Genomic DNA, 26,704 nt, shown 5'->3' on the forward strand with positions numbered 1-26,704 from the left:
ACGAACAACCAGGGCACAGCATCGCCGCTGTGCCCGCGCAGGCGTTTTTACGCCATATGAATGATATGCAGGCACTCATGGAACAACCACAGGCTTTTGAAAATCGGGTGCTCGAACGCCTGAATGCCGGACGATCGGTAAGAAGCTTTCTTATCGCTGCCGTTGAACTGCTGGCAGAGGCAGTCAATATACTGGTGGTGCAGGTGTTTCGTAAGGATGATTACGCTGTTAAATACGCCGTGGAGCCGCTCTTGCTTGGCGATGGTCCTCTGGGCGAGCTGTCAGTGCGGCTAAAGCTTATTTACGGTTTAGGAATGATAAACCGCAGTGAATATGAAGACTGCGAACTGCTGATGGCCCTGCGGGAAGAGCTGAACCATGACGGCAACGAGTATCGGTTTACTGATGACGAAATTCTCGGCCCCTTTGATGAATTGCACTGCGTCAGTGGCCTGCCCCCGCGTCCTGATCTCGCCAGTGAGGATGCAGAGCTGCGCGCCATGCAGCAGCAGCGTTATCAACAGGTGGTGCGTTCCACAATGGTGCTGTCGCTGACCGCGCTGATCTCACGTATCAGTCTGAAGCAGGCTTTCAAAAAGTAACCTGCCCTTTTCCCTCTTTGCTTCGCTTTCGTGTATCCTTTGCAGTAATGAATCAATTTAATGGTCAATCGTGATGAAAGAACAAGTACAGTCAGAAATCAAAGATCTTAGTGACAAGCTGGATGCCCTTAATCACAAAGAGCCGGTGTTGCTGGCATCCGGTGAAAGTGAAAAGCTGGGTGAACTGCTGAAAGAAAAAGACAAGTTAGAAGCAGAAATCGAACGTCTGCGTGGCGTGCGTGCCGAGAAACTGAGTAAAGAAGCACAGGCACTGCAGAAACTGCCTTTCAGTCGCCCGATCACCAAGAAAGAGCAGGCGAACATGGGAGCACTGAAAAAAAGCGTGCGCGGTATTGTGGTGGTGCATCCAACGACGGCTCTGGGCCGTGAGATGGGCCTGAAAGAGATGACCGGCTTCGCTAAAACAGCGTTCTAAACGCAGATTTTTCGATAAAAAACAGGATGCAAGCATCCTGTTTTTTATTACAAAATCATCTTATCCTGAATTCCCTTCCCCTGTTTGTGTGCAAAAAGAAAAGCAATTTATAACTTTTTCTTAGACTCTTCCTTACTCTGCAAAAACAACAAATTACCCCTACCCTCACTTTTCACACCTCTTCCAGAAAATTAATCCGGTTAAAAAAAATTACACCAGCTGACACTTTCAAATATTATTATCGCCAGATAAATTAAACCGATATTAAGTATCGAAAAAAAGACGTTAATTCTCAATTGCGATTTATCAACTCGCGATAATGATAAAAAACAGATATAAATATCGCAATAAGATAATCACTAGAACATAGATACCGTTAATGTTACTTTTTCAATATAATGTATCATAGACACGCTGTTCAGAAGTACGGAGACAGGCCCAAAGGACGCGATAATGGCGCCCTGGTTAAGGATAACTTCAGGTAATGAATTATGAGAAAGAATAACATCACTATCGTCATTAATGACGCTAATCGTTTTTATGTTGACGGGTTAGCGAAGTGTATTTCTGAAGATTTTTCCGGCCGCGGTATCCATACCGAATTTACAGATTGTATCTTTAACGGTCGGTCAAAAATGATTTTCCTGGCAGAGGAATCTCTGTCGGTTGCCAATATTCATTATCTGAATCGCCGTATGTCAATGCGCCCCATTTGCATCTTTGTCATCAAAGATCGTGAAGATGTTGACAGCCATATCAAGACGAAAACGTCAGACATTAATCATTATGCCACTATCTACCGCGATCAGCCTGTTGAGAGCACGTTATCCCTCATCACCAGTCAGATGGAACAGCTGCAAAACTTACGGAACATTCTTGTTCAACCCTGCTCGAACCGCTTTCACCATAACCTGACAAGGCGGGAAACCGAGATCCTTCGTTATCTGGCCCGTGGTATCAGCAATGGTGGCGTGGCACGTTTCCTTAATATTAGTGAAAAAACGGTTAGCGCACATAAGCGAAACATTATGACGAAGCTCAATATGGTTCGCCCTGCGGAACTGAATTACTGGCTGATTCAGGAAGGTTGGTGTGAGTCTCTACGGAAAGTCGAACCGCTCCATTAATGTTGGAAAGACATGATTGTGTTCTGTCATACGATATCTACATGATTTCATCAGCTCATGTAAATGATCACTTATAAAATACCTATTTTAGAGTTACCTATGATAACAATCTCCAAAGCTTCATTAAGACGACTAATCAATGGGATAACCTTGCCCTTAATTTTTCTCGTTTGTGGCTGTCAGCAAACACCGCATTCTGTTCGCGTCACACCTCAGCCGCAAGATCTCAGTACAAGTGAAAGTGCAAATACCAGTGAAATTGCCAATGCCAATGCCAATGCCAATGCCAATGCCAATACACACAGTGTTAAATACATTGAAGAAAGTGAAAAGCTGAAAATATGTCAGGCACAGCTTGAAGCACTACAGTCCGTAAGCCAGCCTGAATATAAAAAATTTCATGGCACATTTGATTACCTGATGAAAAGTGCAGCGCAGTACAACGGCCTGCGTAAAAATATCGATCCGAATACTCAGGACACGGTTGATTCGCTCTATCACTATCGAGCGAATCAACTCTGTTCACGCATTGCACAAACCTTGATGGATAGCCTGGTCAGTAAAGGTGAAGCACGTTAATGATGGAAAAAAACCCTCTGCCCTTTGCTTTGTCAGCCGCCACCTTATTGGTGGCTTGTCTCATCGCAACGAATAATCGCGCCTGTGCCGCAGAGGCGGAAGAACCCGCCGTTCTGCAGTTTGCTACAACTTATGCGGAGCACATTAAACCTGCGACTTCCTCAAAACATTCTTCTCCTCACCCTGCCAGGCAGGAGGGGTCGGTTAAACCCAGCCGCCCGCCCGTGGTTAATCCGCCGGTCGCCTACGCCGATCGTAACCGACTGACGACATTGCAGAATATTATTGCCGGGCAAGAACTGAAAATCGCCGAAAAAAATAAAGATATCAGCCAGCTCGAGAAGCAAATTGCGGCCTTACAACAGTCGGTGACCACCTTAAAGCAGCCAGTCGAGGCTGACGATGCTCCGCATTTCAATCCGGCGGATAAGCAGGCGATGCTGGATATGGTGGGCGATTTACGCAAACTCTTCAGCCTGACACCTGGGGATAAAGCCCTGGTGGAGAAATTAACTCAGCTTAAAAAACAGCAGAGTGACGCACAGCTCGAGATAACGGCGCTGCGTAACCAACTCAAGACCGTCAGCGTGAGCAAGGATAATGATGCAGGAGCTCGTGAAGCCGAACTCCAACAGCAGATTGAGCAATACCAGCAACAGATTGCGACGTTAAAGGATGACCTCTCTGCACGAGGCCAGGATGTCGCAAAAGTCACCGCCGAAAAGGAGACTATTCAGGCAGAGGTACAAAGGCTGACTGAGAAAAATACCCGCGAGCAGCAGAAATTTGCTGACGATAAAAAAGCCCTGGAAGCATTGAATCAGAAACTGAACGACGCTCAGGGCCAGATAACGGCGCTACATAACCAGCTCAGCAAAGCCGGCGATGATAAGCATAGCGACGCCAGCGTTAATGAGGCCGCACTTCAGCAGCAGGTTGAGGATTATCGCCGCAAAGCCGAGGAGTTAGAAGGGCGTCTCTCTGCCAGAAGCAAAGATGTCGATACAATTACGGCGGAAAAAACCGCTATTCAGACCGAACTGCAGACGCTGACCGAGAAAAATGCCCGTGAGCAGCAAACCTTTGCCGAGGGTAAAACGCAGCTTCAGGCGCTCAATGAAAAACTGAATAATGCACAGCTTGAAGTAACGTCACTGCGTGAGCAGCTTAAAACTGCCAGCAAGAGTAAAGAAAATGATGCCGGTAGACGTGAAGCTGAACTTCAACAGCAGGTTACCCAATATCAGCAACAGATTACGAAGCTGGAAGATCATCTTTCTGCCCAAGGGAAGGATTTCGAAAACCTTACCACTGAAAGGAATAATATTAAGACCGAACTGCAGGCGATGACGGAAAAACAGAGCCGTTCACAGCAGGTGTTAGCTGAAGAAACGCCGCAGATTCAGGAGCTAAAAGCAAAGTTACTGGAAGCGCAGCAGTCAAAATCGAGACTTGAAACCGATAAGGCGAAACTTGAATCGCAACTTAACGCCCGACCAACACCTGAACAATTAGCTGAAAGCCAGCTTATGGTGAAATCACTTCAGTCGAAGCTGGACCAGACTCAACTCTATGGTGCCTCAAAACCTGATACACCGGCTGCTAACGACAATAATCAACAAGTCGACACCCGCCGTATCAATGATGAAAAACTCGCTGCGCTACAGGCGAAACTTGACGATGCATTAGCGAAACTCGCCGCGAGCGAAAAACAACAGAAAGAGGTGAAACCCGGAAATTCGCTGCCCGCCCTCACCCCGGAAAAACTGAATAAAAAAGAGTCCCGCGAGGCTTATGCTATCGGTATGTCGCTCGGGGATGAAATTTTGCAGATGCAGGCAGAAAATCTGAACTGGGGCACGTCGAACGATCAGACTATCGTCCTTGCAGGAATAGTCGATGCTTTCCAGGGCCAGGCGAAGCTGTCAACCGATATATTACGGAAGACGTTAAAAGAAGTCAGCCAGCGTGTTGAAAAAGATCATGAAAAAAGGACTACTCGCCTGGATAAAACAACGAAAGAGTATTTGCAGCGTTTTACAAAGATGAAAGGCACACAGAAGTCACCTACCGGATTCTGGTACCATATTGATTATATTGGTGATTCGCCATTACCCAAAAATGGCACACTGGACGTGGTTGTAAAAGAGAGCCTGACGAATGGCGATGTGATCACCGATATGGATGCTAAAGGAACGGTGCTGACTCAGCCTTTAGCCGACTATCCTCCTGTCTTTAAAGAAGCATTAAGCAAGCTAAGAAATCACGGTTCCATCACCATTGTGGTACCGCCTGAACTGGCCTATAAGGATAAAGGTATGCCGCCAAAAATACCGCCGAATGCCACCATGGTGTACACCCTAAGAATTTCAGAATCCTATTCTGATAAAGATACGGTTAATCCGCATTAACGATAGTATGATGAAAGTAAGTATTCCTCATATCCATTTTGATGACAATAACAACAATGGTTTATCCACCGTTCGGTGGATAAACGATAAACCATACAAAATACCATTACAGCTTGAAGTTATCTGTTTTATTCCAGAATAGGCTTTTACTCTTTTCTTTTTTGATCGAGGTGATCACCCCCTCCTTCTCAAGCCTTATTAAAATATGCCGGGCATTATAAATGCTTAACTCTGAACGGTTAGCAACATCTCTGGTACTGGCAAGTACTGATGAAGAAGCGTTTTTCGCATTATTTTCTTCAAAAAAGTCATTCAATGCTGTGATTACTTTCTCTACAACGGCTCTGCGTTGAATGCTCATCTTCGTGGATCCACTCATATTTTTCTCCTTAGGGTATGACCGGCTCCTGCCGTATAAAATATCTAAAAAAATAAGTGCTGCAAAATCACAGTGACGACATGATAGTACGGAGAATTTCAAAACAAAACTTAATATCAATTATTAAATAATTGCAAAACTAAATGCTATGAATTAATAAAATCAAAGAATATAAATCTAAACTAGGGGAGGCTTCGTGCCAGTATTAAGCGTTTTTTCTGCAACAATTAATCTTATCTTGAAATTAATAATAAAAAATAAAAATATTCATCCCATGACCTTCGCAGTTTAAGCTCATCGTGTAAACGTTGACGTAGCCGCTGTCGATTAAGATACTTACATAATAGATAATGGATTCTTACTGAAAAATAAAAATGGACTATTTCATTAATCAGATCATTCATTTCGATGCGCTGAATGGATCACTGAACCTTATTGATAATCATAATTCTATTGTGCAACTGTCCAGGCCAAGCTCAAGACTTTTGTCTGAGTTGATTACTCATTGTGGTAAAACGCTCTCACGCGAAGAATTACTTAAAAGCGTGTGGGAAGCACATGGCCTTCGGCCATCAGGAAGTAATTTAAGTAACCATATTAGTTTTCTGAGAAAAACCTTTTCTCAGCTTGGCCTTAATGAAAATATTATTTATACTGTCCCTAAAAAAGGATTCAGACTGGAAGCTGACATCACGCTGGCCCGAGCAACACCCTCAGAAGACAAGAGTACTATTACTGGCATCAATAAAAAAAAGGGCATGAATTTCGCATTCACCCCCCTCAAAAATGCCATAGCCCCGTACATTAAAAAAATATTACTGCCTGCATTGTTGAGCATTGCTTTTATTTTAGCTTCCGTGATGGTAGTCACTTACTTATTTAACACAAAAATAAAACCTGGTCACTTTATCAATTTGTGCCAGCTAGTCGATTTATCTCAAAACCCACGCAACTTTACAGATGAAAAATTAAAAACATTAAAAAGGCTCATTAAAGAGCAGGGAATAAACTGTCTGAATAAAAAAAGCACTATTAACTTTCGATTCACCAACTTTTTTCCCGAAAAGGATTACGAACAAAAAGTCGCTTTTATCTCTCAGTGTTACCCACGCACTGACAATAAGATAGAAAACTGTGAAAATTATCTTTCAGCTACGCTAAAAAAACCATGAAAAAAATAATGTTAACCTGCGGGGCAATACTTCTTTTTATATTCATTTACTTTACCAATATATTTGGGAGTGAAACCTCTTTAGATAAAAATCAGCTGACCCTGTTCTGTAAAGGAAACGTGCATTTCGATCTTCAAATACCCGATTCCAGAGTGACAATGGAGGGAAGCGTGAGTCTGACGACGCTTGGCAGTCAGCGGCTTGCCATCGGCTTCTCCGGACAGTTATCAACAGATAAGGGACGCTTCATATTAGACAGAACACTGATGATGAACACACGCTATCATCCGGAAAATCATGTTCTGGAGTTAGAGTACGTAAACAACATTGCCAGGGGTATCGATACGGCCCCTGACGATATTTTCTATGATGCCTTCATAAGGAGTAACGCTTTAATACTCAAAATTTCCCGGTTCAGCAACAATGCGCTGCTGATTTCTGATAACACATCACCGCTGTATGTCTGTATTGCACAATGAGCCAAAAACAAACGGCCTGGTCGCTTATGCGGACAGGCCGTTCACTTCAGACTGGTGCGGCGATCATTACTTTTTCGCGTATTTGGCTTCCAGAGTGGCAAACCACGGCGCCACGAAGTCACTGGATGTGCCCCAGCCCGGAATGATTTTATTCAGATTCGCCACGTTAACGGCCCCACTCTGGGTGGCCAGCTGCTCCTGCGAAATAGCAGAGGCGGTAAACTGATAGGTTGCCGGGGTACTTTCACCCCCAATCTTGTTTGCCACCAGGCGCATATTGGTTGCCCCAATCAGCTTGCTGTCGACAGCCACAGTCTGCTTCCACGGGCTGTTCTTCTCATGCATCAGCTGCAGATCCTGGTTGGACACGTCGATGCTGTACAGCTTAATCTCGGTACGGCCATTTTCCTGCAGGGCTTTATACGCGCCCTGAGCAAAGGCATCCCATGAACCCCAGATGGCATCAATCTTCCCTTTTGGGTATTTTGCCAGAATAGCGCCGATCTTATTCGCCGTGTCACCCTGCACGTCAGAGGAAACTGCACCGATGGATTCCAGCTGATGGATGCCCGGATTGGCTTTCAGGACTTTCTCGTACACCACCTGGCGGCGTTCCATGGCCGGGAAGCCCGCTACCCAGAGCTTGACGATATTCGCTTTACCGTGGGTATCTTTCACCAGTTGGTCGAGCGAGAGCTGCGCCAGCGACGCATCGTCCTGCGCGGTCACGGTCACCCCCTCAATCGGTTTATTCACCGGCGTATCGAACACCGAGACTTTAATACCGGCGTCAGTAATACGTTTCACCAGATCGGTAGCGTAGGGATCTTTGCCGTGTGACAGGATGATGCCGTCATATTTCTGGCTGATGGCCTGATTAACAAAATCCTGGAAACGCGCATCGTCACCGTTGCTGAGGAAAGTACTGACTTTAAAGCCCAGTTTGCGTCCTTCCTGAATGGCACCGGCCACAAACTGTGTGGTGTTATCGTCAGACCCGAGATTGCGGATCACCGCAATGCGTACCGGGCCTTCATGGTTGGCAATAGCCGCCGGTACGTCTGTGTCCGCAGCAAAAGCAGGTACTGTCGTCAGCAGGCTCAGAGCCAGCAGCGATGTGGTGATTTTTTTCATTATAATTACCCTGTCTGAAAAGTTACGCCTCGCGGCGCTGAACGTAAGTAATTGCCAGCGCCACCGCCAGCACCAGGCCTTTAATAATGTCCATCGCGTAATACGGTACGGACAGCATCACCAGGCCATTTTGTAATACCCCCAGGATCACGGCACCCAGCAGTGTGCCCAGCGCGTTGGGTTTTCCCGCTCCCGCCAGCGACAGGCCAATCCAGGCCGCTGCCACCGCATCCATCAGATACCCGCCACCGGCGTTCACCTGTGAAGAACCAATACGCGACGCCAGCAGAATACCGCCCAGCCCTGCCAGCAGCGCAGAGATCACGTAAGCCAGCACCCGATAGCGCGTGGTGCGGATGCCCGACAGCCTCGCGGCTTCCGGGTTACCACCAATGGCATACATCCGGCGGCCATGCTTGGTCAGCGACAGCAGCAGCTGTGCCACCACCGTCACCGCGAGCATCACGATGACAATAATGGGCACCTGGCCGAGCAGTGAGAACACTGCGGGGATCGTGCCTTCCGCCATATCTCCGCTCGGCAGAACCATATTTTCGGTAATTGAGCCGCCAAAGCTGTAGGTCATCGCCACGCCCTGCACCACAAACAGGCTGGCAAGGGTCGCCAGCATGTCAGGGATTTTCAGGACGACGATCATAAAGGCGTTAAACAGCCCGACCAGGGTGCAGAGCAACAGCGTCAGGGCAATAGCCTGGGTCGGACCGAAGCCGTACCAGACGAACAGCGAGATCACCAGCGAGTTCGCCAGCGATGCCGTAGAGCCTACTGACAGGTCAAAACCACCGATCGTCAGCGAGATCGACACGCCAATGGCGATAACGGTAACAATGGCAATTGAGCGTAAGATATTGATGATATTGGTCGGCTCAAGGAAGCTGTCCGAGGCCAGGCCAAAGCCGGCGATCAGCGCGACGACCGTCAGCAACATTCCCCATTTATAGAGAAAATCGAACAGCTGGTTTCTGGCGGTCGGTGCCGCCTTCTGGGAAATTTCTTTGCTGCTCACGCAGGCGTTCCTCCGGTGGAATATAATAAAAGTGTCTCTTCATCAACATCACTGGCCGCCATTTCCGCCACAATGCGTCCGTCCCACAGCACGCAGATACGGTCACACAGGCCAACCAGTTCAGAAAATTCGCCGGAGGCATAAATCACCCCTTTTCCCTGGCGGGCCAGCCCGTCGATCAGATCGAACAGGTCAGTTTTGGCCTTGATATCCACGCCTTTGGTCGGCTCATCAAAAATCAGTACGTCGGCGTTATTACGCAGCCATTTACCAATCGCCACCTTTTGCTGATTCCCTCCCGACAGGCGGCGCAGCATCTGCCGGGGGCCGGTGGTGCGGATCCCTAGCCTGCCGATGACCTCTTCTGCCCAGCGCCATGCCTGACGATGACCAAACAGGCTCCAGCGCGAAAAGCTGTTATCGGCCGTCACGCTGAGATTCATCACCACGGACTCGTCAATAAAGATGCCTTCTTTGCGGCGCTCCTCCGGGATCAGCGCCATACGGTTGTCGACTGCCGCATGAGGCGATGACGGCTTCCACGGTTTACCGTGCAGTTCGCCCTGTTGAACCCGGCTTTTACTGGCACCGAACAGCGCTTTGCACAGTTCGGTTTTTCCCGCACCGGCCAGTCCGGCAATCCCGAGGATCTCCCCCTTACGCAGCGTCAGGGTGATATCTTTCAGCAAATGTTCATCATGCAGCCCGGCAATATGCAGCAGCGTCTCCTCACTGAACGGTGGACGCGGCGGGGGATAGATATCATCAAGCTGGTGCCCGAGCATCTTCTCGACGATCTGTTCGCCGCTCAGTCCCTGCATCGGGCCGCTTTCAATCAGTGCGCCGTCGCGCAGGACGGTCAGCCGGTCGCAAATTGCGCTCAGCTCATTAATGCGATGTGAGATAAACACCACGCCAATACCCTGATCCTGCAGCTGACGAACCACGGCAAACAGCTTTTCACTTTCATGCTGATCCAGGGGCGCAGTGGGCTCATCAAGGATCAGAAAACGACAGTGATGTGACAGAGCACGGGCCAGCAAAATCTGCTGTTTTTCCGCCAGCGTGCATTGCTCCACCTTGCGTCTGACGTCTATCTGCACATCCAGCTGCGCCAGCAGTGCACGCGCCTGGCGGCGCATTTCGCCCCAGCGATAGAGCTGCCCCCCTTCCGCCAGCCGATCCAGCATGATGTTTTCTGCCACCGTCAGGCCGGCGACCAGCGCCACATCGACTTCCTGTTGTACCAGGTGAATACCCAGCTGTTTAGCATCGCGCGGGGAACGGATACTCACTGGCTGACCGTCCAGCAGGATCTCGCCGCTGTAATGATCGTAAGCGCCCGACAGTACCGCCATCAGCGTGGATTTTCCGGCACCGTTAGCACCAGTCAGGGCATGAATGGAATGCCCGTCCAGCGTCAGATCGACGGACTTAAGCGCCGCAAAACCGCCAAAAGCGATGGAGATCTGGCGCATTTCAAGGCGATTTATCGCGGTCATGGGCGTGTTTTCTCAGGCTCAATAAATAAAGGGGTGCGCTGCATTTTTTAATGGATTGTCACGGCAGGCAACGACCGAAAGGGTATAAGCTAACACATAATAATATTAGCCATCCAGATGTCCATACACTACAGGGGGAAGCGCTGGTCACAGGAAGATAACCAGTGGAAAAGAGAGGAGTTCTGGCCAGATATAAGACAGTTATGCTGCCTGTCAGAAAGGTCTGCTGCCGCACGGGCATAAAAAAACCGGCGAACAGGTCGCCGGTTTATCAGAACAGGGGCGGTTTTCCGGGGCAGACCTCTTTTAAGGTTTGCCCGCGCGCTCAGGATTACTTCGCTGCTTTAAAGTTCTCGGCAGCCACATCCCAGTTAACCACGTCCCAGAACGCCTTGATGTAGTCAGGGCGTTTGTTCTGGTATTTCAGGTAGTAGGCGTGTTCCCACACATCCAGGCCGATGATCGGGGTTCCGGATGCGCCAGAAATCGCTTCGCCCATCAGCGGGCTGTCCTGGTTTGCCGTTGAGACAACCGCCAGCTTGTCGCCTTTTTTAACCAGCCACGCCCAGCCAGAACCGAAACGGGTGGTGGCCGCTTTTTCAAATTCTGCTTTGAACGCATCAACGCTGCCGAAATCTTTCTCGATGGCTGCTTTCAGGTCGCCGCCCAGAGAGGTGCCGGTTTTCAGGCCTTTCCAGAAGAAGCTGTGGTTAGCATGACCGCCCGCGTTGTTACGCAGTGGGCCTTTTTTGTCCGCAGGCAGCTGATCCAGTTTCGCGATCAGTTCTTCCACCGGCAGGTTGGCAAACTCGGTGCCTTCCAGCGCAGCGTTGGCGTTGTTCACATAAGCCTGATGGTGCTTAGTGTGGTGAATTTCCATGGTCTGCTTGTCAAAATGCGGTTCCAGTGCGTCATACGCATAAGGCAGGGATGGCAGTGAATAACTCATGTTCATCGTCTCCATTCAGATTATGGGCGGCGCTCGCTGTTCAGCACCGCGTAAGCAGTCGGATCATTATAGTTAAATAAATGATCGGGAAAAGGGTTATCAATGCCCCGACGTTGATAAGGTTATACAGCAAGCCCGGCGGGAACGGGTGGTTATATCCAATCCCCCTCAGGTTACAACGAAATGATCTAAGGGATTATTCCCGTTATCGCGGAATGAAACGACCAGCAGGGACCTCCTTTTTTCCGACCGGCCCGGCATGTTAACGCCCCAGCGCCGCCAGTGATTTGTCCAGTGCCCCCACCAGCCAGTCGATATCGCTCGCCTGAAATGCCAGCGGCGGGCGCAGTTTCAGCACGTTGCCATACGGACCTGCCACAGAGGTCAGTACGTGGTTTTCACGCAGCATCTCGGTGACATCCAGCGCCAGCTGCTTATCCGGGGTTTTACTGGATTTATCTTTCACCAGTTCGAACCCGATAAACAGACCGGCCCCACGCACATCGCCCACGCACGCATATTTCTCTTTCAGCGTCGACAGTTCCGCCAGCAGTTTCGCTCCCACCACGCGGCTGTGTTCCTGTAGCCCCTCAGTTTTAATCACGTTCAGTACCGCCTGCGCGGCGGCCATGGCCACCGGATTACCACCAAAGGTATTGAAGTAAGGGATATCATCGCTGAAGGCCGCCAGCACATCGCTTTTTGCCAGCAGGCCGGAAACCGGGATGCCGTTGCCCATTGGCTTGCCGGTGGTGATCACATCCGGTACCACGCCATGGCGGGCAAAGCCCCAGAACGCCTCCCCCGTCCGGGCAAAGCCCGGCTGCACTTCATCGGCAATAAAGATGCCGCCATTCTTATGCACCACGTCAATCGCCTGACGAAGGAAACCTTTTGGCCCGGGCAGTACACCGTCGGAGGAGAAGATGGAATCCGCAAGGAAACCGGCAAATTTGATGCCATGTGCGGCCATATCATCGATCTGCTTCTGAATTTCAGCGGCAAACCAGGCACCGAGATCGGGAGCATCAACGCGGTAACGATCTGGTGGCAGCACCAGACGGGTGGTCGCAGCCAGCGGCTGTCCACTGCCCAGCGCCGGAGACACGCCCGAGGTCAGATCGCTGGTGCCGTGATAGGACTCCTGGGTGACGATAATTCCGCTACCGCCGCTGAAAGCACGCGCCACGCGGATCGCCAGGTCATTGGCCTCTGAACCGGTGCACATATACATAGCACGGTCGATCTCTGCCGGAGCGGTGGCTAACAGCTGTTCCGAGTAGTCAAGAATCGCTTCATGCAGGTAGCGGGTGTGGGTGTTCAGCTGCTGCATCTGCCGGTACACCGCATCCGTCACTGCCGGATGGCAGTGGCCAATACTGGCAACGTTATTATACACATCAAGGTATTTATCACCGGCGGCATCCCACAGATACTGGCCCTGACCACGCACCAGATGCACCGGCTTGCGGTAGAAAAGACGATATGACTCACCCAGCACCCTGCTACGCTTGTCGGTCAGCTTGCGTACGTCAGCGCTCAGGCCGTCGGCATGTTCGGCGCGGAAACTGTTGGTATCCATGATGGTTGAACGTGTAGCCATGATCACTCCCGTTGCAAAATTGAAGGTTGCCCGGTGGCAGGCAGTCAGGGGTTTCTGCTACTTATCATGGCAACTTTTTCACCAAATGCAACAAAATACACAAACACAATAAAATACACATGCAGAGTGGCGCATTGTCGGTTAGGCTATGCCCCAGAGAGAGCCAGGGGATCGGAATCATGTTGCAGGAAACACGCTTACACCGCATTCGTGCGCTGCTCAGCACGCTCGGCCAGGTCAGTACCGAACGGATCATAAAAGAACTGGGGATCTCACGGGAGACCGCGCGCCGCGACATTATTGAGTTGGAAGCCCAGGGCCTGGCACGCCGTGTACACGGTGGCCTGATGGCGCCGGGTGCCACACCGGAACCGCCGCTGACCGTGCGCAGCGCCGTGATGGCAAAAGAGAAACGCGCCATCGCCCGCGTGGCGGCGCAGCTGCTGCAGTCCGGTCAGACAGTGTTTCTTGATGCGGGCAGCACCACCACCATGCTGGCGGAAGAGTTACGCTCCATGTCCGGCCTGACGATTATCACCAACAGCCTCAACGCTGCATTAATGCTGTGCGCAGCGGAAGAACACGAATCACTGAACAATCAGGTGATCCTGCTGGGCGGCAACATGCTGGCCGGGGCAAAGGAGACGCGTGGCGAGCTGACAGTGGGTGAGATCTACCGCTATCGTGCCGATGTGGCGCTGTTGTCCCCGGTGGCGCTGGACGCCAGGCAGGGTGCCAGCAGTTTTCAGCCGCATGAGGCGGCGATCGCCCGCGCGATGCGCGAGCAGGCCGGACGGCTGATCGTACTGGCCGACCACACCAAGCTCGGCCACACCAGCCGCATCAGCTATGCCAGCCTGCAACAGATCAGCACGCTGGTGACCGACAGCGGCGCGGAAAGCCTTGCAGCATTTGCTGCGCTGAAAGCAGTGTTGCCGCAGGTGGTGCTGGCTTAGATAGCAAGGAAATAGCGGTAAGGGAATTCATCAATATGTATATCATTGCCCACGGCAAGAAATTTTTTGAGTTCCCTGATTCTGGCCTGTTTCCTTAATGGTAGATTCAGTCCATAAAACTCAATGGTTTTTTCTGCCCGCCCCTGATCCGCAGCGCTGATTTCCGGCGCAGGCTGTAATTCTCCGGTGCCATAATTACAAATAAAAAAATGTTCAAACTGATAGTTTTCTTCATCAGGCTTAAGCAGCAGATCATCATAACGTTCCCGCTTGGCACTCTGGCATACGTCGCAACAGGGGAATAAATTACGCCACAGGAAAGCCTCTTGCGGGTAAGTGCTCTTCGGGCGAAAATGTTCTACCGTTTCGCGCCCTTCTGTCCCGACGAATCCGTCGCAGAACGCACAATGATGCTGCGTCATGGCGAGCAATGCCGTTCGCACATCCTGATAACAGGCCCTGGAATACCAGCTAAAAGCCGCCGCCGCATTCACTTCACGAGCGGTCATATAGCGATCGGTCCATTCCATAAATCTGGCAGCCAGACAAGGTGGCTGCGCAATACGTATCAGTTTTCTCATCCCTGATGATCCCTATCCTTTAATGCGGCGTGCGATCTGGCGCAGTTCCATTTCGATAATCAGTTCCAGCTCTTCCCCACGCTGACGAATGTTATCGGCAAGAGTCATCAGTGCGCTATCGTCAACAGGGTGCTTAAGATACGCGTCACGGACATGGTAAAAGTCGTTCAGCATTCCTTCGGTTTCCACATCAAACTGCTCGCTGACATCGAAGACTTCCTCAAGAATAAGCTGAACGCTTTTCCCCGCTGCAGAGGCCTCCGGGATAATAGTTTCAGGCATCGACGGGTCAAGACACACGGTGCGTTGTGGGTCAGGCAGACGATAGACCCAGGCATCCTCAACGGAACCGACGACAAACGGCGAATGCGTGGAGACAAAGACCTGAGCATTAGGCAGCAGTTTCTGGACAGCAGGCAGGATACGGCGCTGCCATTTAGGATGAAGATGGATATCGACTTCGTCCAGGAACAAAATAATGGGCTGAGAGAAAATATCGCGCTGCTCAACGAAGGGAATATCTTCCAGCCGCAGCGCCAGGTCAGCTACCCAGGAGATAATGGACTTCAGGCCTTCGGGCAGGACATCGAATGACACCGCAATATCATTTACATCCACAATCACTTCAAGCGGCGTCCGCTTCAGACGGAAGTTGACATTGAGTTGGCACACATCCTGGATAAAATCACTGATTGCCAGCAATGCCGCATTATAACGTTTAACGTCCTCACTATCGTTATCTGCCTGCGCCAGTGCCGCTTTGGTACGATTATTAGCAATCCACTGCGCCAGAATGTCTGGACGCACCGTTTTATCAAAGGAGAGCGCGTCTTCAAACGGTGAGTCGGTGATATTTTGTATGGCCTTGACATTGAATTCACCCTGCGGAGAGCGATTGCCCGCATAGGCAAAAGCAGCAAAGGGAAACACAGACTCTTTCAGACGATTATTTTTATCAAAGCGCCCATAATAAGTTTTAAAAACGCTGTCAGAATCGCTGCTCCAAAATGAACTTTCTCCCAAAAACTTAAGGGGGTTCAACCCGTCACTTGTTCGATCAAGAGGTGATGAACTTTCGACACTATAACGCCCGTGCTCATGCAGAAAACTGAAATCAACGGTACTTTTATTATTGCGAAAACGTTTAAAGATTAGCGACTTATCCTCAGCCACCTCAAATATCGCCGCCATTGCATACAAAATAGTGCTTTTCCCGCAGCCATTCGGCCCGGTAAAAATATGAATCTCCGCTTTTGCAGCATCCTTTTCTACACTTTCGATCGGCGGAAAATCAAAATGCGTATGTTCAAAAACACCAATATCCCTGAGCGTTATGCTCTTCAGGCGATAGGGCTGTCGCATAAGTCACATCCTCACTGTGTCACGTTGCTTAATATTACACCAGCCGCTGCGGGTGCGTATAGATCGTGGCGCGCCCCGGTTTGCTGAAGCCCACCAGCGTCAGGTTGCAGCGTTCGGCCACCTCCACCGCCAGCTGCGTAGCGGCAGACACGGCAAACAGGATCTCCACGCCGCACATCGCGGACTTCTGCACCATCTCATAGCTGGCCCGGCTGGAGACCAGCACCGCGCCTGGCGCTTTCGGTGCCTGACTACGCAGCCCCAGTAGTTTATCCAGCGCCACATGGCGGCCCACATCTTCACAGCCCAGACTCAGTCCTCCCGCTGGCGTGACCCAGGCGGCAGCATGAGTACAGCCGGTCAGCTGGCCTACCGGCTGAAAATCCTTAAGCTGGCGCAGCGCGCTGTCGAGCTGGCGGAGATCGAAGCGCTGCGTAAACGGCAGCGGCTGAACCGGTTTACCGATCTCAGCCAGTTGCTCCACGCCGCAAACGCCGCAGCCAGTTCGTCCGGCCATCGCCCGGCGTTGCTCTTTTAAAGCCATAAAGCGGCGGCTGGACAGTTCAACCTGCACCTCAATTCCCTGACACCCCGGCACCACATCAATACCGAAGATATCCGCAGGTGAGGCAATAATACCTTCCGACAGGGAGAAGCCTGTGGCAAAGGCCTCCAGGTCTTTCGGCGTCGCCATCATCACAACATGTGAGATACCGTTGTACACCAGCGCCACCGGCACTTCTTCAGCCAGCCAGTCTGCCCGGGGGTCATCCAGTGCATCGCGCTGCCAGACCGCAATCTGACGTAAGCCGGCGACCGGCGGCAGGCTGTCTTCTGTTTTGTGCTGTTCGTCGCTCAATGAATCCCACTCGCCTCATCAACCACATTAATCTTGTGGTATTATTTCACATCGTAAACGCTAAAAAGTACCTGCGCTTATTGTGAACCTCTCAGTTGAGCGGGGCAAAATAAATGACCAATGTCGAACCAGGAATGACGTGATGAAAGTCAGCAGAAGACGATTCTTTAAAATTTGTGCGGGAGGAATGGCAGGCACCACCGCCGCCGCTCTCGGTTTTACGCCCGGCGTAGCGCTGGCGGAAAGCCGTCAGTACAAGCTGTTACGTGCCCGTGAAACCCGGAATACCTGTACCTATTGCTCGGTAGGCTGCGGCCTGCTGATGTACAGCATGGGTGATGGGGCAAAGAATGTGAAAGAACGCATTTTCCATATTGAAGGCGATCCCGACCATCCGGTAAGTCGCGGTGCACTGTGCCCGAAAGGGGCCGGGCTGCTCGACTTTATTCACAGCGAAAGCCGCCTGCAGTACCCGGAATATCGCGCGGCCGGTAGCGATAAATGGCAGCGTATCAGCTGGGATGATGCCTTTAACCGCATCGCCAGGCTGATGAAAGATGACCGCGATGCGCACTTCGTAGCACAGAATAAAGAGGGCGTGACCGTCAATCGCTGGCTTACGACCGGAATGCTCTGCGCCTCGGCTTCCAGCAATGAAACCGGCTACTTAACGCAGAAAATGACCCGGTCGCTCGGTATGCTTGCCGTCGACAACCAGGCGCGCGTCTGACACGGACCTACGGTAGCAAGTCTTGCTCCAACGTTCGGTCGCGGTGCGATGACCAATCACTGGGTCGACATCCGCAATGCGAATCTGGTCGTCGTGATGGGTGGCAACGCCGCTGAAGCGCATCCGGTAGGATTCCGCTGGGCGATGGAAGCCAAAATCCATAACAACGCAAAACTGATCGTTATCGATCCGCGCTTTACGCGTACGGCATCGGTGGCGGATTTTTACACGCCCATTCGTTCCGGCACCGACATTACCTTCCTGTCGGGCGTGCTGCGCTATCTGCTCGAAAAAGGCAAAATTCAGCATCAGTACGTCTCGGCTTACACCAACGCCAGCCTGATCGTGCGGGAAGATTTCAGCTTCGATGATGGCCTGTTCAGTGGCTATGACCCTGAAACGCGCAGCTACGATAAAACCAGCTGGCACTATGAGCTGGATGAGCAGGGCTTTGCCCGACGCGATCCCACGCTCGCCCACCCACGCTGTGTTTATAACCTGCTGTCACACCACGTCAGCCGCTACACCGCAGAAGTGGTGGAAAATATCTGCGGTACCCCGCAAAAAGACTTCCTGCACGTCTGCGAACTGCTGGCCGAGACCAGCGCACCGGACCGGACCGCCTCGTTCCTCTACGCACTGGGCTGGACGCAGCACTCCGTGGGGGCGCAGAACATCCGCACCATGGCGATGATCCAACTGCTGCTGGGCAATATGGGCATGGCGGGCGGCGGCATTAACGCCCTGCGCGGCCACTCCAATATCCAGGGGCTGACCGATCTTGGCCTGCTGTCACAGAGCCTGCCGGGCTATATGACGCTACCCTCCGAAAAACAGGCCGATCTCGAGCACTACCTTGCCGCCAACACGCCAAAAGCGCTGCTGCCCGGCCAGGTCAACTACTGGAGCAACTATCCGAAGTTCTTTATCAGCATGATGAAGGCGTTCTATGGCGACCACGCCCGGCCGGAAAACAGCTGGGGGTTTGACTGGTTACCGAAGTGGGATAAAGGCTACGACGTGCTGCAGTATTTCGACATGATGCACCGGGGCGAGGTCAACGGCTACCTCTGCCAGGGCTTTAACCCGCTGGCGTCATTCCCGCACAAGCAAAAGGTAGCGGAGTCGCTGGCGAAGCTAAAATTCCTCGTCACTATCGATCCGCTCACCACCGAAACGGCGAGTTTCTGGGAAAACCACGGCGAGTTCAACCGCGCCGATCCGTCACAAATCGGCACGGAAGTCTTCCGTCTTCCGTCCACCTGCTTTGCGGAAGAGAACGGCTCCATTGTCAACTCGGCGCGCTGGCTGCAGTGGCACTGGAAAGGAGCTGACGGACCGGGTGAAGCGCGGAATGACGGCGAGATCCTGGCCGGGATCTACCTCCGCCTGCGCGAGCTGTATGCCCGGGAGGGCGGTGCGCTGCCGGAGGCGGTGCTGAACATGAGCTGGGATTATCAGACACCTGATGCACCGGCGTCGGAGGAAGTCGCGAGGGAAAGTAACGGCCGGGCGCTGCATGACCTGCGGGACGATCAGGGCGAAATCCTGGTGAAAAAAGGCCAGCAGTTGAGCAGCTTTGCCCAGCTGCGCAGCGACGGCAGCACCGCCAGCGGCTGCTGGATCTTCGCCGGAAGCTGGACTCCGGAAGGCAATCAGATGGCCCGACGCGATAACAGCGATCCTTCCGGGCTGGGAAATACCCCAGCCTGGAGCTGGGCGTGGCCGCTGAACCGCCGCATTCTCTACAATCGCGCCTCTGCCGATCCGCAGGGTCACCCCTGGGATCCGAAACGCCAGCTACTGCACTGGGACGGTGCCAAATGGGCCGGTCAGGACATTCCCGACTATGGTAATGCACCACCGGGCAGCGATGCCGGACCGTTCATCATGCAGCCTGAAGGCATGGGGCGACTGTTTGCGCTGGATAAAATGGCGGAAGGGCCGTTCCCGGAGCATTACGAGCCGTTTGAAACGCCGATTGGCACTAACCCGCTGCATCCGTCGGTGATCTCCAATCCGGCAGCACGGGTGTTCACCGACGATCTGAATAACATGGGACAGGCACCGCAGTTCCCGTATGTCGGCACCACTTACCGGCTTACCGAACATTTCCATTACTGGACCAAGCACGCGCGGCTGAACGCCATCGCCCAGCCGGAACAGTTTATTGAAATCGGAGAAGCGCTGGCGGACAGGCTGGGCATCGGGCACGGCGATACGGTGAAGGTCAGTTCGAATCGCGGCTACATCAAAGCGAAAGCAGTGGTGACCAAACGCCTGCAGACGCTGACCGTGAATGGTAAACCGGTCGATACCATTGGAATTCCGATCCACTGGGGCTTCCTCGGCGCGGCGAAGAAAGGCTTCCTCGCCAATACGCTGACGCCTTTCGTCGGTGATGCCAATACGCAGACGCCAGAGTTCAAGGCGTTCCTGGTTAACGTGGAGAAGGTGTAAACGATGGCTTATCAATCACAGGACATCATTCGCCGTTCGGCAACCAATGACCTGACCCCTCCCCCGCAGGCCCGCGACCACCAGCAGGAGGTGGCCAAACTGATCGACGTGACCACCTGCATCGGCTGTAAAGCCTGCCAGGTGGCCTGCTCCGAATGGAACGACATCCGCGATGAAATCGGGACTAACGTCGGGGTATACGACAACCCCGCCGATCTGACCGCCAAATCCTGGACCGTGATGCGCTTTTCTGAAGTGGAGGAAAACGGCCGGCTGGCGTGGCTGATCCGCAAAGATGGCTGTATGCACTGTGCTGACCCAGGCTGTCTGAAAGCCTGCCCGTCAGAGGGCGCGATCATTCAGTATGCCAACGGTATCGTCGACTTCCAGTCTGAACAGTGTATCGGCTGCGGGTACTGCATTGCCGGCTGCCCGTTCAATGTGCCGCGTCTTAACCCGCAGGATAACCGGGTGTACAAATGTACCCTGTGCGTCGACCGGGTAAACGTTGGCCAGGAACCGGCCTGCGTGAAAACCTGTCCCACCGGTGCGATTCACTTTGGCAGTAAAGAGGCGATGAAGCAGGTGGCGGCAGAGCGCGTCGGGGAACTGAAAGGACGCGGCTATGACCATGCCGGCCTGTACGATCCGCAAGGCGTGGGCGGCACACACGTCATGTATGTGCTGCATCATGCTGACCGGCCCACGTTGTATCACGGATTGCCGCAGGATCCGGCCATCAGTCCGGCCGTCACCTTCTGGAAAGGTATCTGGAAACCACTGGCTGCGTTTGGCTTTGCCGCTACCTTTGCCGCCTCGGTATTCCACTATGTCGGGGTCGGCCCGAACCGGGCCGAAGAGGATGAACATCAGGAGGATGATCGATGAAACCCCATCAGCGTATTCAGCGCTACAGCGCGCCTGAACGTCTTAATCACTGGCTGGTAGTGCTCTGTTTTATCCTGGCGGCCGTCAGCGGACTGGGGTTTTTCTTCCCCTCGTTTAACTGGCTGATGCACATCCTCGGTACGCCGCAACTGGCGCGCATCCTGCATCCTTTTGTCGGTGTAGTGATGTTCGCTGCCTTTCTGTTGATGTTTTTCCGCTACTGGCGACACAATCTTTTCGACAGGCAGGACGTAGTGTGGGCAAAAAATATTCATAAAATTGTTCAAAACGAGGAGGCCGGCGACACCGGGCGCTATAATTTCGGTCAGAAGTGCGTATTCTGGGCAGCTATCATCAGCTTAATTCTGCTGCTGGCCAGCGGCGTGGTGATCTGGCGTCCTTACTTTGCCCCCCTCTTCAGCATTCCCCTGATACGGGGAGCGCTGGTGGTGCATTCGGTGGCGGCGGTGGTTCTGATCGTGGTGATTATGGTACACGTCTACGCCGCGCTCTGGATCAAAGGCACGATAACGGCGATGGTCGAAGGCTGGGTCACCGCAACCTGGGCTAAAAAGCATCACCCGCGCTGGTATCGTAGCGTGCGAGAGCAGCAAAACCAGCAAAAACAACAGGAAAAAGGTCCCTGATGACTATTCGCATTATCCCGCAGGACAGGCTGGAGAAAAGCGACCCGACAACGGCGGCGAGTATTCCGCCGTTACTTTTCCCCAGGCTGAAGCAGCTTTACAGCCGCCGCGCCGCCCGTTTACGGCAGCTGGCAGAAAAGAACCCCCTGGGTGACTATCTGCGCTTTGCGGCAGTCATTGCGACCGCTCAGGAGATCGTGCTCTACGACCATCCGTTAGAAAAGGATCTGTACGCCCGGCTGGAGGAAAGCGCCCGTCTCGGCAAACCTCCGCTGGATATCAATACCCTGCCGCGCGACAACCACTGGCAGCGCCTGCTGCATTCCCTGATCGCTGAACTTAAACCTGAAATGACCGGTCAGGCGCTGGCAGTGCTGGAAAATCTGGAAAAAGCCTCCTCCGCCGAGCTGGAAGCCATGGCCAGCGCGCTGTTTGCCAGTGAGTTTGCCCAGGTCAGCAGCGATAAATCCCCGTTTATCTGGGCGGCATTATCCCTGTACTGGGCGCAGATGGCCGCGCTGATCCCCGGCAAAGCCCGGGCGGAAGCCGGTGAACAACGTCAGTTCTGCCCGGTCTGTGCCAGTGTGCCGGTGTCCAGCGTGATCCATATGGGCAACCACAAAGACGGGCTGCGTTATCTGCACTGCAACCTGTGTGAAAGCGAATGGCATGTGGTTCGCGCCAAATGCAGTAACTGCGAACAGACCCAGGACTTGCACTACTGGTCACTGGATAATGAAACGGCAGCCATCAAGGCAGAAAGCTGCGGTGACTGCGGCACCTACCTGAAGATGCTCTATCAGGAAAAGGACCCGGCGGTCGAACCGGTGGCTGACGACCTCGCCTCATTAATTCTTGATGCGCGCATGGAGCAGGAAGGCTTCGCCCGCAGCAGTCTGAATCCATTTTTATTCCCGGGAGACTAGACGATGAAGCTTATCGGTAATTACACCAGTCCGTATGTGCGTAAAATTTCGGTGATGCTGCTGGAAAAAGGCATGACTTTCGAGTTCATCAACGAATCCCCGTGGCATGAAGGCAGCCATGTGAAGGACTATACTCCGCTGGGCAAGGTTCCTGCGCTGGTCAGTGATGACGGAGAGGTCTGGTATAACTCGTCGATTATCGCCGCCTGGCTTGAGCTCCAACATATCGACCCTGCCTTTCTGCCCGTTGACCCGCGCGCCCAGCTTGAAGTTCGCCAGCTGGAGGCGCTGGCGGATGGCGTCTGCGATGCCGCACTGCTGATCGTTCGCGAACAGCAGAAAGCGCCGGACCAGCAGTCTGCCAGTGAAATGCTGCGTCAGCGCGATAAAATCCAGCGTGGGCTGGATGCACTCGAAGCGGCGGCTGCGCAGGGAAAATGGCTGAACAGCCCGCAGATCACCCTGGCCGATATCGCCACCGCCTGCACGCTGGGTTACCTCAATTATCGCCGCGTAGCACCCGCCTGGAATGTGAACCGGCCCACGCTGGTGGCACTGGCTACCACCCTGTTCCAGCGTGACAGCTTTGCCCGTACGGAACCGCCCGCTAACTGAGCCCCTTAATGAAGACACTGTTCAGCCAACTTCCCTCCATTGATCGCCTGCTGCGCCAGGCAGAATTTCAGGCCCTGAGTGAACGCTGGGGCCATGAGCAGGTGGTGACACTGCTCCGTCAGTTACAAAAACAGGCGAGAGAGCATATCCGTCAGCATCAGCATCTCCCCGACTGGTGCTCGGACTGGGCCCACCATACCCACCAGCATCTTGAAAAAGTCGGGCGTAGCGGCCTGTTGCCGGTGCTGAACCTGAGCGGCACCCTGCTGCATACTAACCTTGGCCGGGCCGTGCTGGCGGAGTCCGCTGTCGCCGCCGTCACCCGGGTGATGCGCCAGCCGGTGACCCTGGAGTATGCTCTGGATGAAGCCGGTCGCGGGCACCGCGATCGGGCGCTGGCCGACCTGCTCTGTCAGCTGACCGGTGCGGAAGATGCCTGTATCGTTAATAACAATGCGGCGGCGGTCCTGCTGATGCTGGCTGCGCTGGCCCCGGGAAAAGAAGCGGTGGTATCACGTGGCGAACTGGTGGAGATCGGCGGCTCATTTCGTATCCCCGATGTGATGACACAGGCAGGCTGCAGGCTGCGCGAAGTCGGCACCACAAATCGTACCCATCTGAAGGACTACCGCGCCGCCGTGACGGAACAGACCGCGCTGCTGATGAAGGTACACACCAGCAATTATCAGGTACAGGGTTTTACCAAAGCGGTGAGCGAGGCCGAACTGGTGGCGCTGGGCGACGAGCTTAACCTGCCGGTCATCAGCGATCTGGGCAGCGGTTCGCTCATTGACCTCAGCCACTACGGCCTGCCGAAGGAGCCGATGCCCCGGGAGCTGATTGCCGCTGGCGTCAGCCTGGTCAGCTTCTCCGGAGATAAACTGCTCGGCGGGCCACAGGCGGGCATCATTGTGGGCAAAAAAGCGCTGATTGACCGGCTGCAGCAGCACCCGCTGAAACGGGCGCTGCGGGTGGATAAGATGACGCTGGCCGCGCTGGAAGCAACGTTACAGCTCTATCTTCACCCGGAACAGTTAGCGAACCGGCTTCCCACACTGAGGCTACTGACCCGCCCACAGTCCGACATCGCCCTTCAGGCCCAGCGCCTGTTACCGCCGCTGGCGGCAGCGCTGGCGGGTTCGTTCAGGGTCAGTACCGCGGAATGCCTGTCTCAAATTGGCAGTGGCTCTCTGCCGGTTGAACGACTCCCTTCCGTCGCCCTCACCCTTACCCCGCTGGACGACAGCGGTGGGACGCTGATGGCGCTGGCCGCCAGGCTGCGTGCCGGTGAGGTGCCGGTGATCGGCCGTATTTTTAATGGCAGTCTGTGGTTTGACCTGCGGACACTGGAAGATGACACTCTCTTTATCAGGATGATGACGACATGATTATTGCCACGGCGGGCCATGTTGACCACGGAAAAACCTCTCTGCTTCAGGCCATTACTGGCGCTAACACTGACCGTTTACCGGAAGAAAAAGCCCGGGGAATGAGCATTGATCTTGGCTATGCCTGGCTGCCACGATCCGACGGAGAGGTCATCGGCTTCATTGACGTCCCCGGCCACGAGAAGTTTCTCAATAATATGGTGAGTGGCATCGGCGGTATCGATCATGCCCTGCTGGTCGTCGCTGCCGATGATGGCATTATGCCGCAGACCCGCGAGCACCTGGCGATCCTGCAACTCAGCGGACAACCTTCACTGACCGTCGCGGTGACCAAATGTGACAACGTAGACCCTGCGCAGTGTGACACCGTTGCGCAGCAGATCCGCGAGCTGGTGCGCCAGTCGGGTTGGGAAAACCTCACCCTGTTCACCACCAGCACGCAGAGCGGTGCCGGTATTGCCGAACTGAGCGACCATCTGCGCCATCTTCCTGCCCCACGGGCGAAAACCGGCCGTACTTTCCGCCTGGCTATCGATCGTGTCTTCAACGTTAAAGGGGCTGGAGTAGTGGTCACCGGCACCGCGCTGTCCGGGGATGTACACACCGGCGATTCGCTCTGGCTGACGGGAATGAACAAGCGGGTGCGGGTGCGCAACCTGCACGCGCAAAACCAGCCTACGGAGCACGCCCATTCCGGCCAGCGCATTGCGCTGAACCTCACCGGCGGCGTGGAAAAGGATGAGATTGGCCGGGGCGACTGGCTGCTGACCGCCCCCCCCGTGCAGCCGTGCGATCGGGCCATAGTCGCCCTGACGCTGCGCCAGCCGCTACGCCAGGGGCAGACGCTGCATCTGCATCACGCGGCCAGCCATGTTACCGGCCGCATCGCATTACTGCAGGATAACCTGGCCGAATTACACCTCGATAAACCGCTGTGGCTGACCGATGAAGACCGGCTGATCCTGCGCGACATCAGCGCGCGGGAGACACTGGGCGCAGCAAGGGTGCTGCTGCTGACGCCACCGAAGCGCGGAAGGCGTCAGCCGGAATTTATTGCCTGGCTGCAGCAGCGGGAACACGCACGGGATGCGGCAGAAAAAGTGCGACTGCTACTGCAACAGCACCCCTTCACCCCTCAGGCGTTGGGGTGGCTGCTGCAAATGACGGACCAGGCCCTGTCTGATGTGCTGACGGCGGTAATGCCTGCTGTTGAAGGCGGGTATCTGTGCCCTCAGGTAAAGGCCAGAGAGTGGCAGAACGACCTGCTGGTCGCGCTGGGAAACTACCACAACAATCATAACGATCGGCCAGGTATTGGCCGTGACCGCCTCCGCCGTATGGCGTTACCGACGCTGCCTGAATCACTGGTCTTTAGCTTAATCGACGGGTTAATGAGCAGTAACAAACTGATGAATAACCGTGGCTGGCTGCATCTGCCCGATTTCTCTATCCGTTTTGATGACCGGGAGAAAGCGATCTGGTTACAGATCCAACCACTGTTTACCACCGGCGCATGGTGGGTGCGCGACATGGCCTTAAAACATGACTGTGACGAAGAGCAGATGCGGCAGCTGTTACGCAAGGCGGCGCAGAGCGGCGAGATCACTGCCATCGTAAAAGACCGTTATTACAGTCATGGCTGCCTTATGCGTTTTGCTGACATCATCCGCCAGCGGGCAGTACAGCAGCAGAGTACCAGCGCCGGCGATTTTCGTGACCAGCTCGGGATCGGGCGCAAGCTGGCGGTGCAGATCCTGGAGTATTTTGATCGCTGCGGCTTCACCCGCCGTCGCGGTAATGAACATCTGCTGCGCGATGAAGATATGTTCCGCTAGCGCCGAAAGGGCCTCTGGCGCAGAGGCGGAGTTTAACGCTACCATGGCATCCCCTTC

General features: G+C 53.5%; 24 protein-coding genes. 15 read left to right on the plus strand and 9 right to left on the minus strand.

Annotated features, from left to right (window positions below):
- The first annotated feature begins 20 nt into the window (after positions 1-20).
- From mtlR to EPE01S_RS23240, 5 genes are all read left to right on the plus strand, one after another.
- A complete protein-coding gene (gene mtlR, locus EPE01S_RS07645) occupies positions 21-602 on the plus strand; it encodes a mannitol operon repressor MtlR (protein ID WP_373279667.1) in 582 nt (193 codons plus the stop codon).
- Positions 603-675: 73 nt separating this feature from the next.
- Entirely contained in the window at positions 676-1,038 is a 363-nt protein-coding gene (locus EPE01S_RS07650) for a YibL family ribosome-associated protein (RefSeq protein WP_062744041.1), read from the plus strand.
- A 491-nt stretch (positions 1,039-1,529) separates the two neighbouring features.
- A complete protein-coding gene (locus EPE01S_RS07655) occupies positions 1,530-2,165 on the plus strand; it encodes a response regulator transcription factor (protein ID WP_062744042.1) in 636 nt (211 codons plus the stop codon).
- Between the two features lie 63 nt (positions 2,166-2,228).
- Complete coding sequence (locus EPE01S_RS07660) at positions 2,229-2,744, plus strand: YuaE family lipoprotein (RefSeq protein WP_157075998.1); 516 nt, start codon at positions 2,229-2,231, stop codon at positions 2,742-2,744.
- Complete coding sequence (locus EPE01S_RS23240; RefSeq protein ID WP_062744044.1) at positions 2,744-5,155, plus strand: FKBP-type peptidyl-prolyl cis-trans isomerase N-terminal domain-containing protein; 2,412 nt, start codon at positions 2,744-2,746, stop codon at positions 5,153-5,155. Before EPE01S_RS07660 ends, EPE01S_RS23240 begins: the two co-directional genes overlap by 1 nt.
- Before the next feature lie 106 nt (positions 5,156-5,261).
- Here EPE01S_RS23240 and EPE01S_RS07670 read toward each other — a convergent pair whose 3' ends face one another.
- Positions 5,262-5,534 (minus strand): FaeA/PapI family transcriptional regulator, encoded by a 273-nt coding sequence (locus EPE01S_RS07670; protein ID WP_062744045.1) that lies wholly within the window; start codon positions 5,532-5,534, stop codon positions 5,262-5,264.
- 374 nt (positions 5,535-5,908) lie between these two features.
- Here EPE01S_RS07670 and EPE01S_RS22825 point away from each other — a divergent pair, with 374 nt between their 5' ends.
- Positions 5,909-6,706, plus strand: coding sequence for a winged helix-turn-helix domain-containing protein (locus EPE01S_RS22825; RefSeq protein ID WP_072277424.1), 798 nt, complete (start codon positions 5,909-5,911; stop codon positions 6,704-6,706).
- A 170-nt stretch (positions 6,707-6,876) separates the two neighbouring features.
- Entirely contained in the window at positions 6,877-7,185 is a 309-nt protein-coding gene (locus tag EPE01S_RS23610; RefSeq protein WP_162900999.1) for a FidL-like protein, read from the plus strand.
- A gap of 66 nt (positions 7,186-7,251) precedes the next feature.
- Here EPE01S_RS23610 and EPE01S_RS07685 read toward each other — a convergent pair whose 3' ends face one another.
- The 5 genes from EPE01S_RS07685 to EPE01S_RS07705 all read right to left on the minus strand — a co-directional run bounded on the left by EPE01S_RS07685 (position 7,252) and on the right by EPE01S_RS07705 (position 13,400).
- Positions 7,252-8,319 carry a sugar ABC transporter substrate-binding protein gene (locus EPE01S_RS07685; protein WP_062744047.1) on the minus strand — a complete coding sequence of 356 codons (1,068 nt, stop codon included), beginning with the start codon at positions 8,317-8,319 and terminating at the stop codon, positions 7,252-7,254.
- A 22-nt stretch (positions 8,320-8,341) separates the two neighbouring features.
- Complete coding sequence (locus EPE01S_RS07690) at positions 8,342-9,346, minus strand: ABC transporter permease (RefSeq protein WP_062744048.1); 1,005 nt, start codon at positions 9,344-9,346, stop codon at positions 8,342-8,344.
- The gene (locus tag EPE01S_RS07695; protein ID WP_062744049.1) at positions 9,343-10,848 is read right to left on the minus strand and encodes a sugar ABC transporter ATP-binding protein; all 1,506 of its coding nucleotides are present in this window, start codon (positions 10,846-10,848) and stop codon (positions 9,343-9,345) included. Before EPE01S_RS07695 ends, EPE01S_RS07690 begins: the two co-directional genes overlap by 4 nt.
- Positions 10,849-11,179: 331 nt before the next feature.
- Positions 11,180-11,797 (minus strand): superoxide dismutase [Mn], encoded by a 618-nt coding sequence (sodA, locus tag EPE01S_RS07700; protein ID WP_062744050.1) that lies wholly within the window; start codon positions 11,795-11,797, stop codon positions 11,180-11,182.
- Between the two features lie 262 nt (positions 11,798-12,059).
- Entirely contained in the window at positions 12,060-13,400 is a 1,341-nt protein-coding gene (locus EPE01S_RS07705; protein WP_062744051.1) for an aspartate aminotransferase family protein, read from the minus strand.
- A 179-nt stretch (positions 13,401-13,579) separates the two neighbouring features.
- On the opposite strand from EPE01S_RS07705, the gene EPE01S_RS07710 reads away from it, so the two are divergent.
- On the plus strand, positions 13,580-14,356 hold the full coding sequence (locus tag EPE01S_RS07710; RefSeq protein WP_062744052.1) for a DeoR/GlpR family DNA-binding transcription regulator: 777 nt from the start codon (positions 13,580-13,582) through the stop codon (positions 14,354-14,356).
- Here the strand turns inward: EPE01S_RS07710 and EPE01S_RS07715 are convergent.
- Genes EPE01S_RS07715 through fdhD form a run of 3 tightly spaced genes read right to left on the minus strand, consistent with a single transcriptional unit; the run spans position 14,353 to position 17,125 of the window.
- Positions 14,353-14,937, minus strand: a complete 585-nt coding sequence (locus tag EPE01S_RS07715) for a retron system putative HNH endonuclease (protein WP_062744053.1) — start codon at positions 14,935-14,937, stop codon at positions 14,353-14,355. The genes EPE01S_RS07710 and EPE01S_RS07715 overlap by 4 nt on opposite strands.
- A 12-nt stretch (positions 14,938-14,949) precedes the next feature.
- Positions 14,950-16,299 carry an AAA family ATPase gene (locus EPE01S_RS07720; protein WP_062744054.1) on the minus strand — a complete coding sequence of 450 codons (1,350 nt, stop codon included), beginning with the start codon at positions 16,297-16,299 and terminating at the stop codon, positions 14,950-14,952.
- Between the two features lie 34 nt (positions 16,300-16,333).
- The gene (gene fdhD / locus EPE01S_RS07725; protein WP_240043776.1) at positions 16,334-17,125 is read right to left on the minus strand and encodes a formate dehydrogenase accessory sulfurtransferase FdhD; all 792 of its coding nucleotides are present in this window, start codon (positions 17,123-17,125) and stop codon (positions 16,334-16,336) included.
- A 175-nt stretch (positions 17,126-17,300) separates the two neighbouring features.
- Between fdhD and fdnG the strand changes: the two genes are divergently transcribed.
- The 7 genes from fdnG to selB are packed head-to-tail and all read left to right on the plus strand — an operon-like array spanning position 17,301 to position 26,647.
- Positions 17,301-20,348: a formate dehydrogenase-N subunit alpha gene (fdnG, locus tag EPE01S_RS07735; RefSeq protein ID WP_157075999.1), complete on the plus strand. Its 3,048-nt coding sequence runs from the start codon at positions 17,301-17,303 to the stop codon at positions 20,346-20,348.
- A gap of 3 nt (positions 20,349-20,351) precedes the next feature.
- The gene (gene fdxH, locus EPE01S_RS07740; RefSeq protein WP_062744057.1) at positions 20,352-21,236 is read left to right on the plus strand and encodes a formate dehydrogenase subunit beta; all 885 of its coding nucleotides are present in this window, start codon (positions 20,352-20,354) and stop codon (positions 21,234-21,236) included.
- On the plus strand, positions 21,233-21,883 hold the full coding sequence (gene fdoI / locus EPE01S_RS07745) for a formate dehydrogenase cytochrome b556 subunit (protein WP_062744058.1): 651 nt from the start codon (positions 21,233-21,235) through the stop codon (positions 21,881-21,883). The genes fdxH and fdoI overlap by 4 nt, the downstream gene beginning before the upstream one ends.
- Positions 21,883-22,809: a formate dehydrogenase accessory protein FdhE gene (fdhE, locus tag EPE01S_RS07750; RefSeq protein WP_062744059.1), complete on the plus strand. Its 927-nt coding sequence runs from the start codon at positions 21,883-21,885 to the stop codon at positions 22,807-22,809. The genes fdoI and fdhE overlap by 1 nt, the downstream gene beginning before the upstream one ends.
- Before the next feature lie 3 nt (positions 22,810-22,812).
- The gene (locus EPE01S_RS07755) at positions 22,813-23,424 is read left to right on the plus strand and encodes a glutathione S-transferase (RefSeq protein WP_062744060.1); all 612 of its coding nucleotides are present in this window, start codon (positions 22,813-22,815) and stop codon (positions 23,422-23,424) included.
- Between the two features lie 8 nt (positions 23,425-23,432).
- Entirely contained in the window at positions 23,433-24,812 is a 1,380-nt protein-coding gene (gene selA / locus EPE01S_RS07760; protein WP_373279666.1) for an L-seryl-tRNA(Sec) selenium transferase, read from the plus strand.
- On the plus strand, positions 24,809-26,647 hold the full coding sequence (selB, locus tag EPE01S_RS07765; protein ID WP_062744062.1) for a selenocysteine-specific translation elongation factor: 1,839 nt from the start codon (positions 24,809-24,811) through the stop codon (positions 26,645-26,647). The genes selA and selB overlap by 4 nt, the downstream gene beginning before the upstream one ends.
- Positions 26,648-26,704 lie beyond the last annotated feature (57 nt).

It is taken from the genome of Erwinia persicina NBRC 102418, assembly GCF_001571305.1.
Lineage (GTDB): Bacteria > Pseudomonadota > Gammaproteobacteria > Enterobacterales > Enterobacteriaceae > Erwinia > Erwinia persicina.

Bases quoted from the DNA above. Each gene is read 5' to 3' on its own strand.
- EPE01S_RS07655 (WP_062744042.1), top strand. From the start codon at position 1,530: ATGAGAAAGAATAACATCACTATCGTCATTAATGACGCTAATCGTTTT.
- selB (WP_062744062.1), top strand. From the start codon at position 24,809: ATGATTATTGCCACGGCGGGCCATGTTGACCACGGAAAAACCTCTCTG.
- EPE01S_RS07695 (WP_062744049.1), bottom strand. From the start codon at position 10,848: ATGACCGCGATAAATCGCCTTGAAATGCGCCAGATCTCCATCGCTTTT.
- EPE01S_RS07715 (WP_062744053.1), bottom strand. From the start codon at position 14,937: ATGAGAAAACTGATACGTATTGCGCAGCCACCTTGTCTGGCTGCCAGA.
- EPE01S_RS07660 (WP_157075998.1), top strand. From the start codon at position 2,229: ATGATCACTTATAAAATACCTATTTTAGAGTTACCTATGATAACAATC.
- fdoI (WP_062744058.1), top strand. From the start codon at position 21,233: ATGAAACCCCATCAGCGTATTCAGCGCTACAGCGCGCCTGAACGTCTT.
- EPE01S_RS07705 (WP_062744051.1), bottom strand. From the start codon at position 13,400: ATGGCTACACGTTCAACCATCATGGATACCAACAGTTTCCGCGCCGAA.
- EPE01S_RS07710 (WP_062744052.1), top strand. From the start codon at position 13,580: ATGTTGCAGGAAACACGCTTACACCGCATTCGTGCGCTGCTCAGCACG.
- fdhE (WP_062744059.1), top strand. From the start codon at position 21,883: ATGACTATTCGCATTATCCCGCAGGACAGGCTGGAGAAAAGCGACCCG.
- EPE01S_RS07685 (WP_062744047.1), bottom strand. From the start codon at position 8,319: ATGAAAAAAATCACCACATCGCTGCTGGCTCTGAGCCTGCTGACGACA.
- EPE01S_RS23240 (WP_062744044.1), top strand. From the start codon at position 2,744: ATGATGGAAAAAAACCCTCTGCCCTTTGCTTTGTCAGCCGCCACCTTA.
- EPE01S_RS07720 (WP_062744054.1), bottom strand. From the start codon at position 16,299: ATGCGACAGCCCTATCGCCTGAAGAGCATAACGCTCAGGGATATTGGT.
- EPE01S_RS07755 (WP_062744060.1), top strand. From the start codon at position 22,813: ATGAAGCTTATCGGTAATTACACCAGTCCGTATGTGCGTAAAATTTCG.
- sodA (WP_062744050.1), bottom strand. From the start codon at position 11,797: ATGAGTTATTCACTGCCATCCCTGCCTTATGCGTATGACGCACTGGAA.
- selA (WP_373279666.1), top strand. From the start codon at position 23,433: ATGAAGACACTGTTCAGCCAACTTCCCTCCATTGATCGCCTGCTGCGC.
- EPE01S_RS07650 (WP_062744041.1), top strand. From the start codon at position 676: ATGAAAGAACAAGTACAGTCAGAAATCAAAGATCTTAGTGACAAGCTG.
- EPE01S_RS07670 (WP_062744045.1), bottom strand. From the start codon at position 5,534: ATGAGTGGATCCACGAAGATGAGCATTCAACGCAGAGCCGTTGTAGAG.
- EPE01S_RS22825 (WP_072277424.1), top strand. From the start codon at position 5,909: ATGGACTATTTCATTAATCAGATCATTCATTTCGATGCGCTGAATGGA.
- fdxH (WP_062744057.1), top strand. From the start codon at position 20,352: ATGGCTTATCAATCACAGGACATCATTCGCCGTTCGGCAACCAATGAC.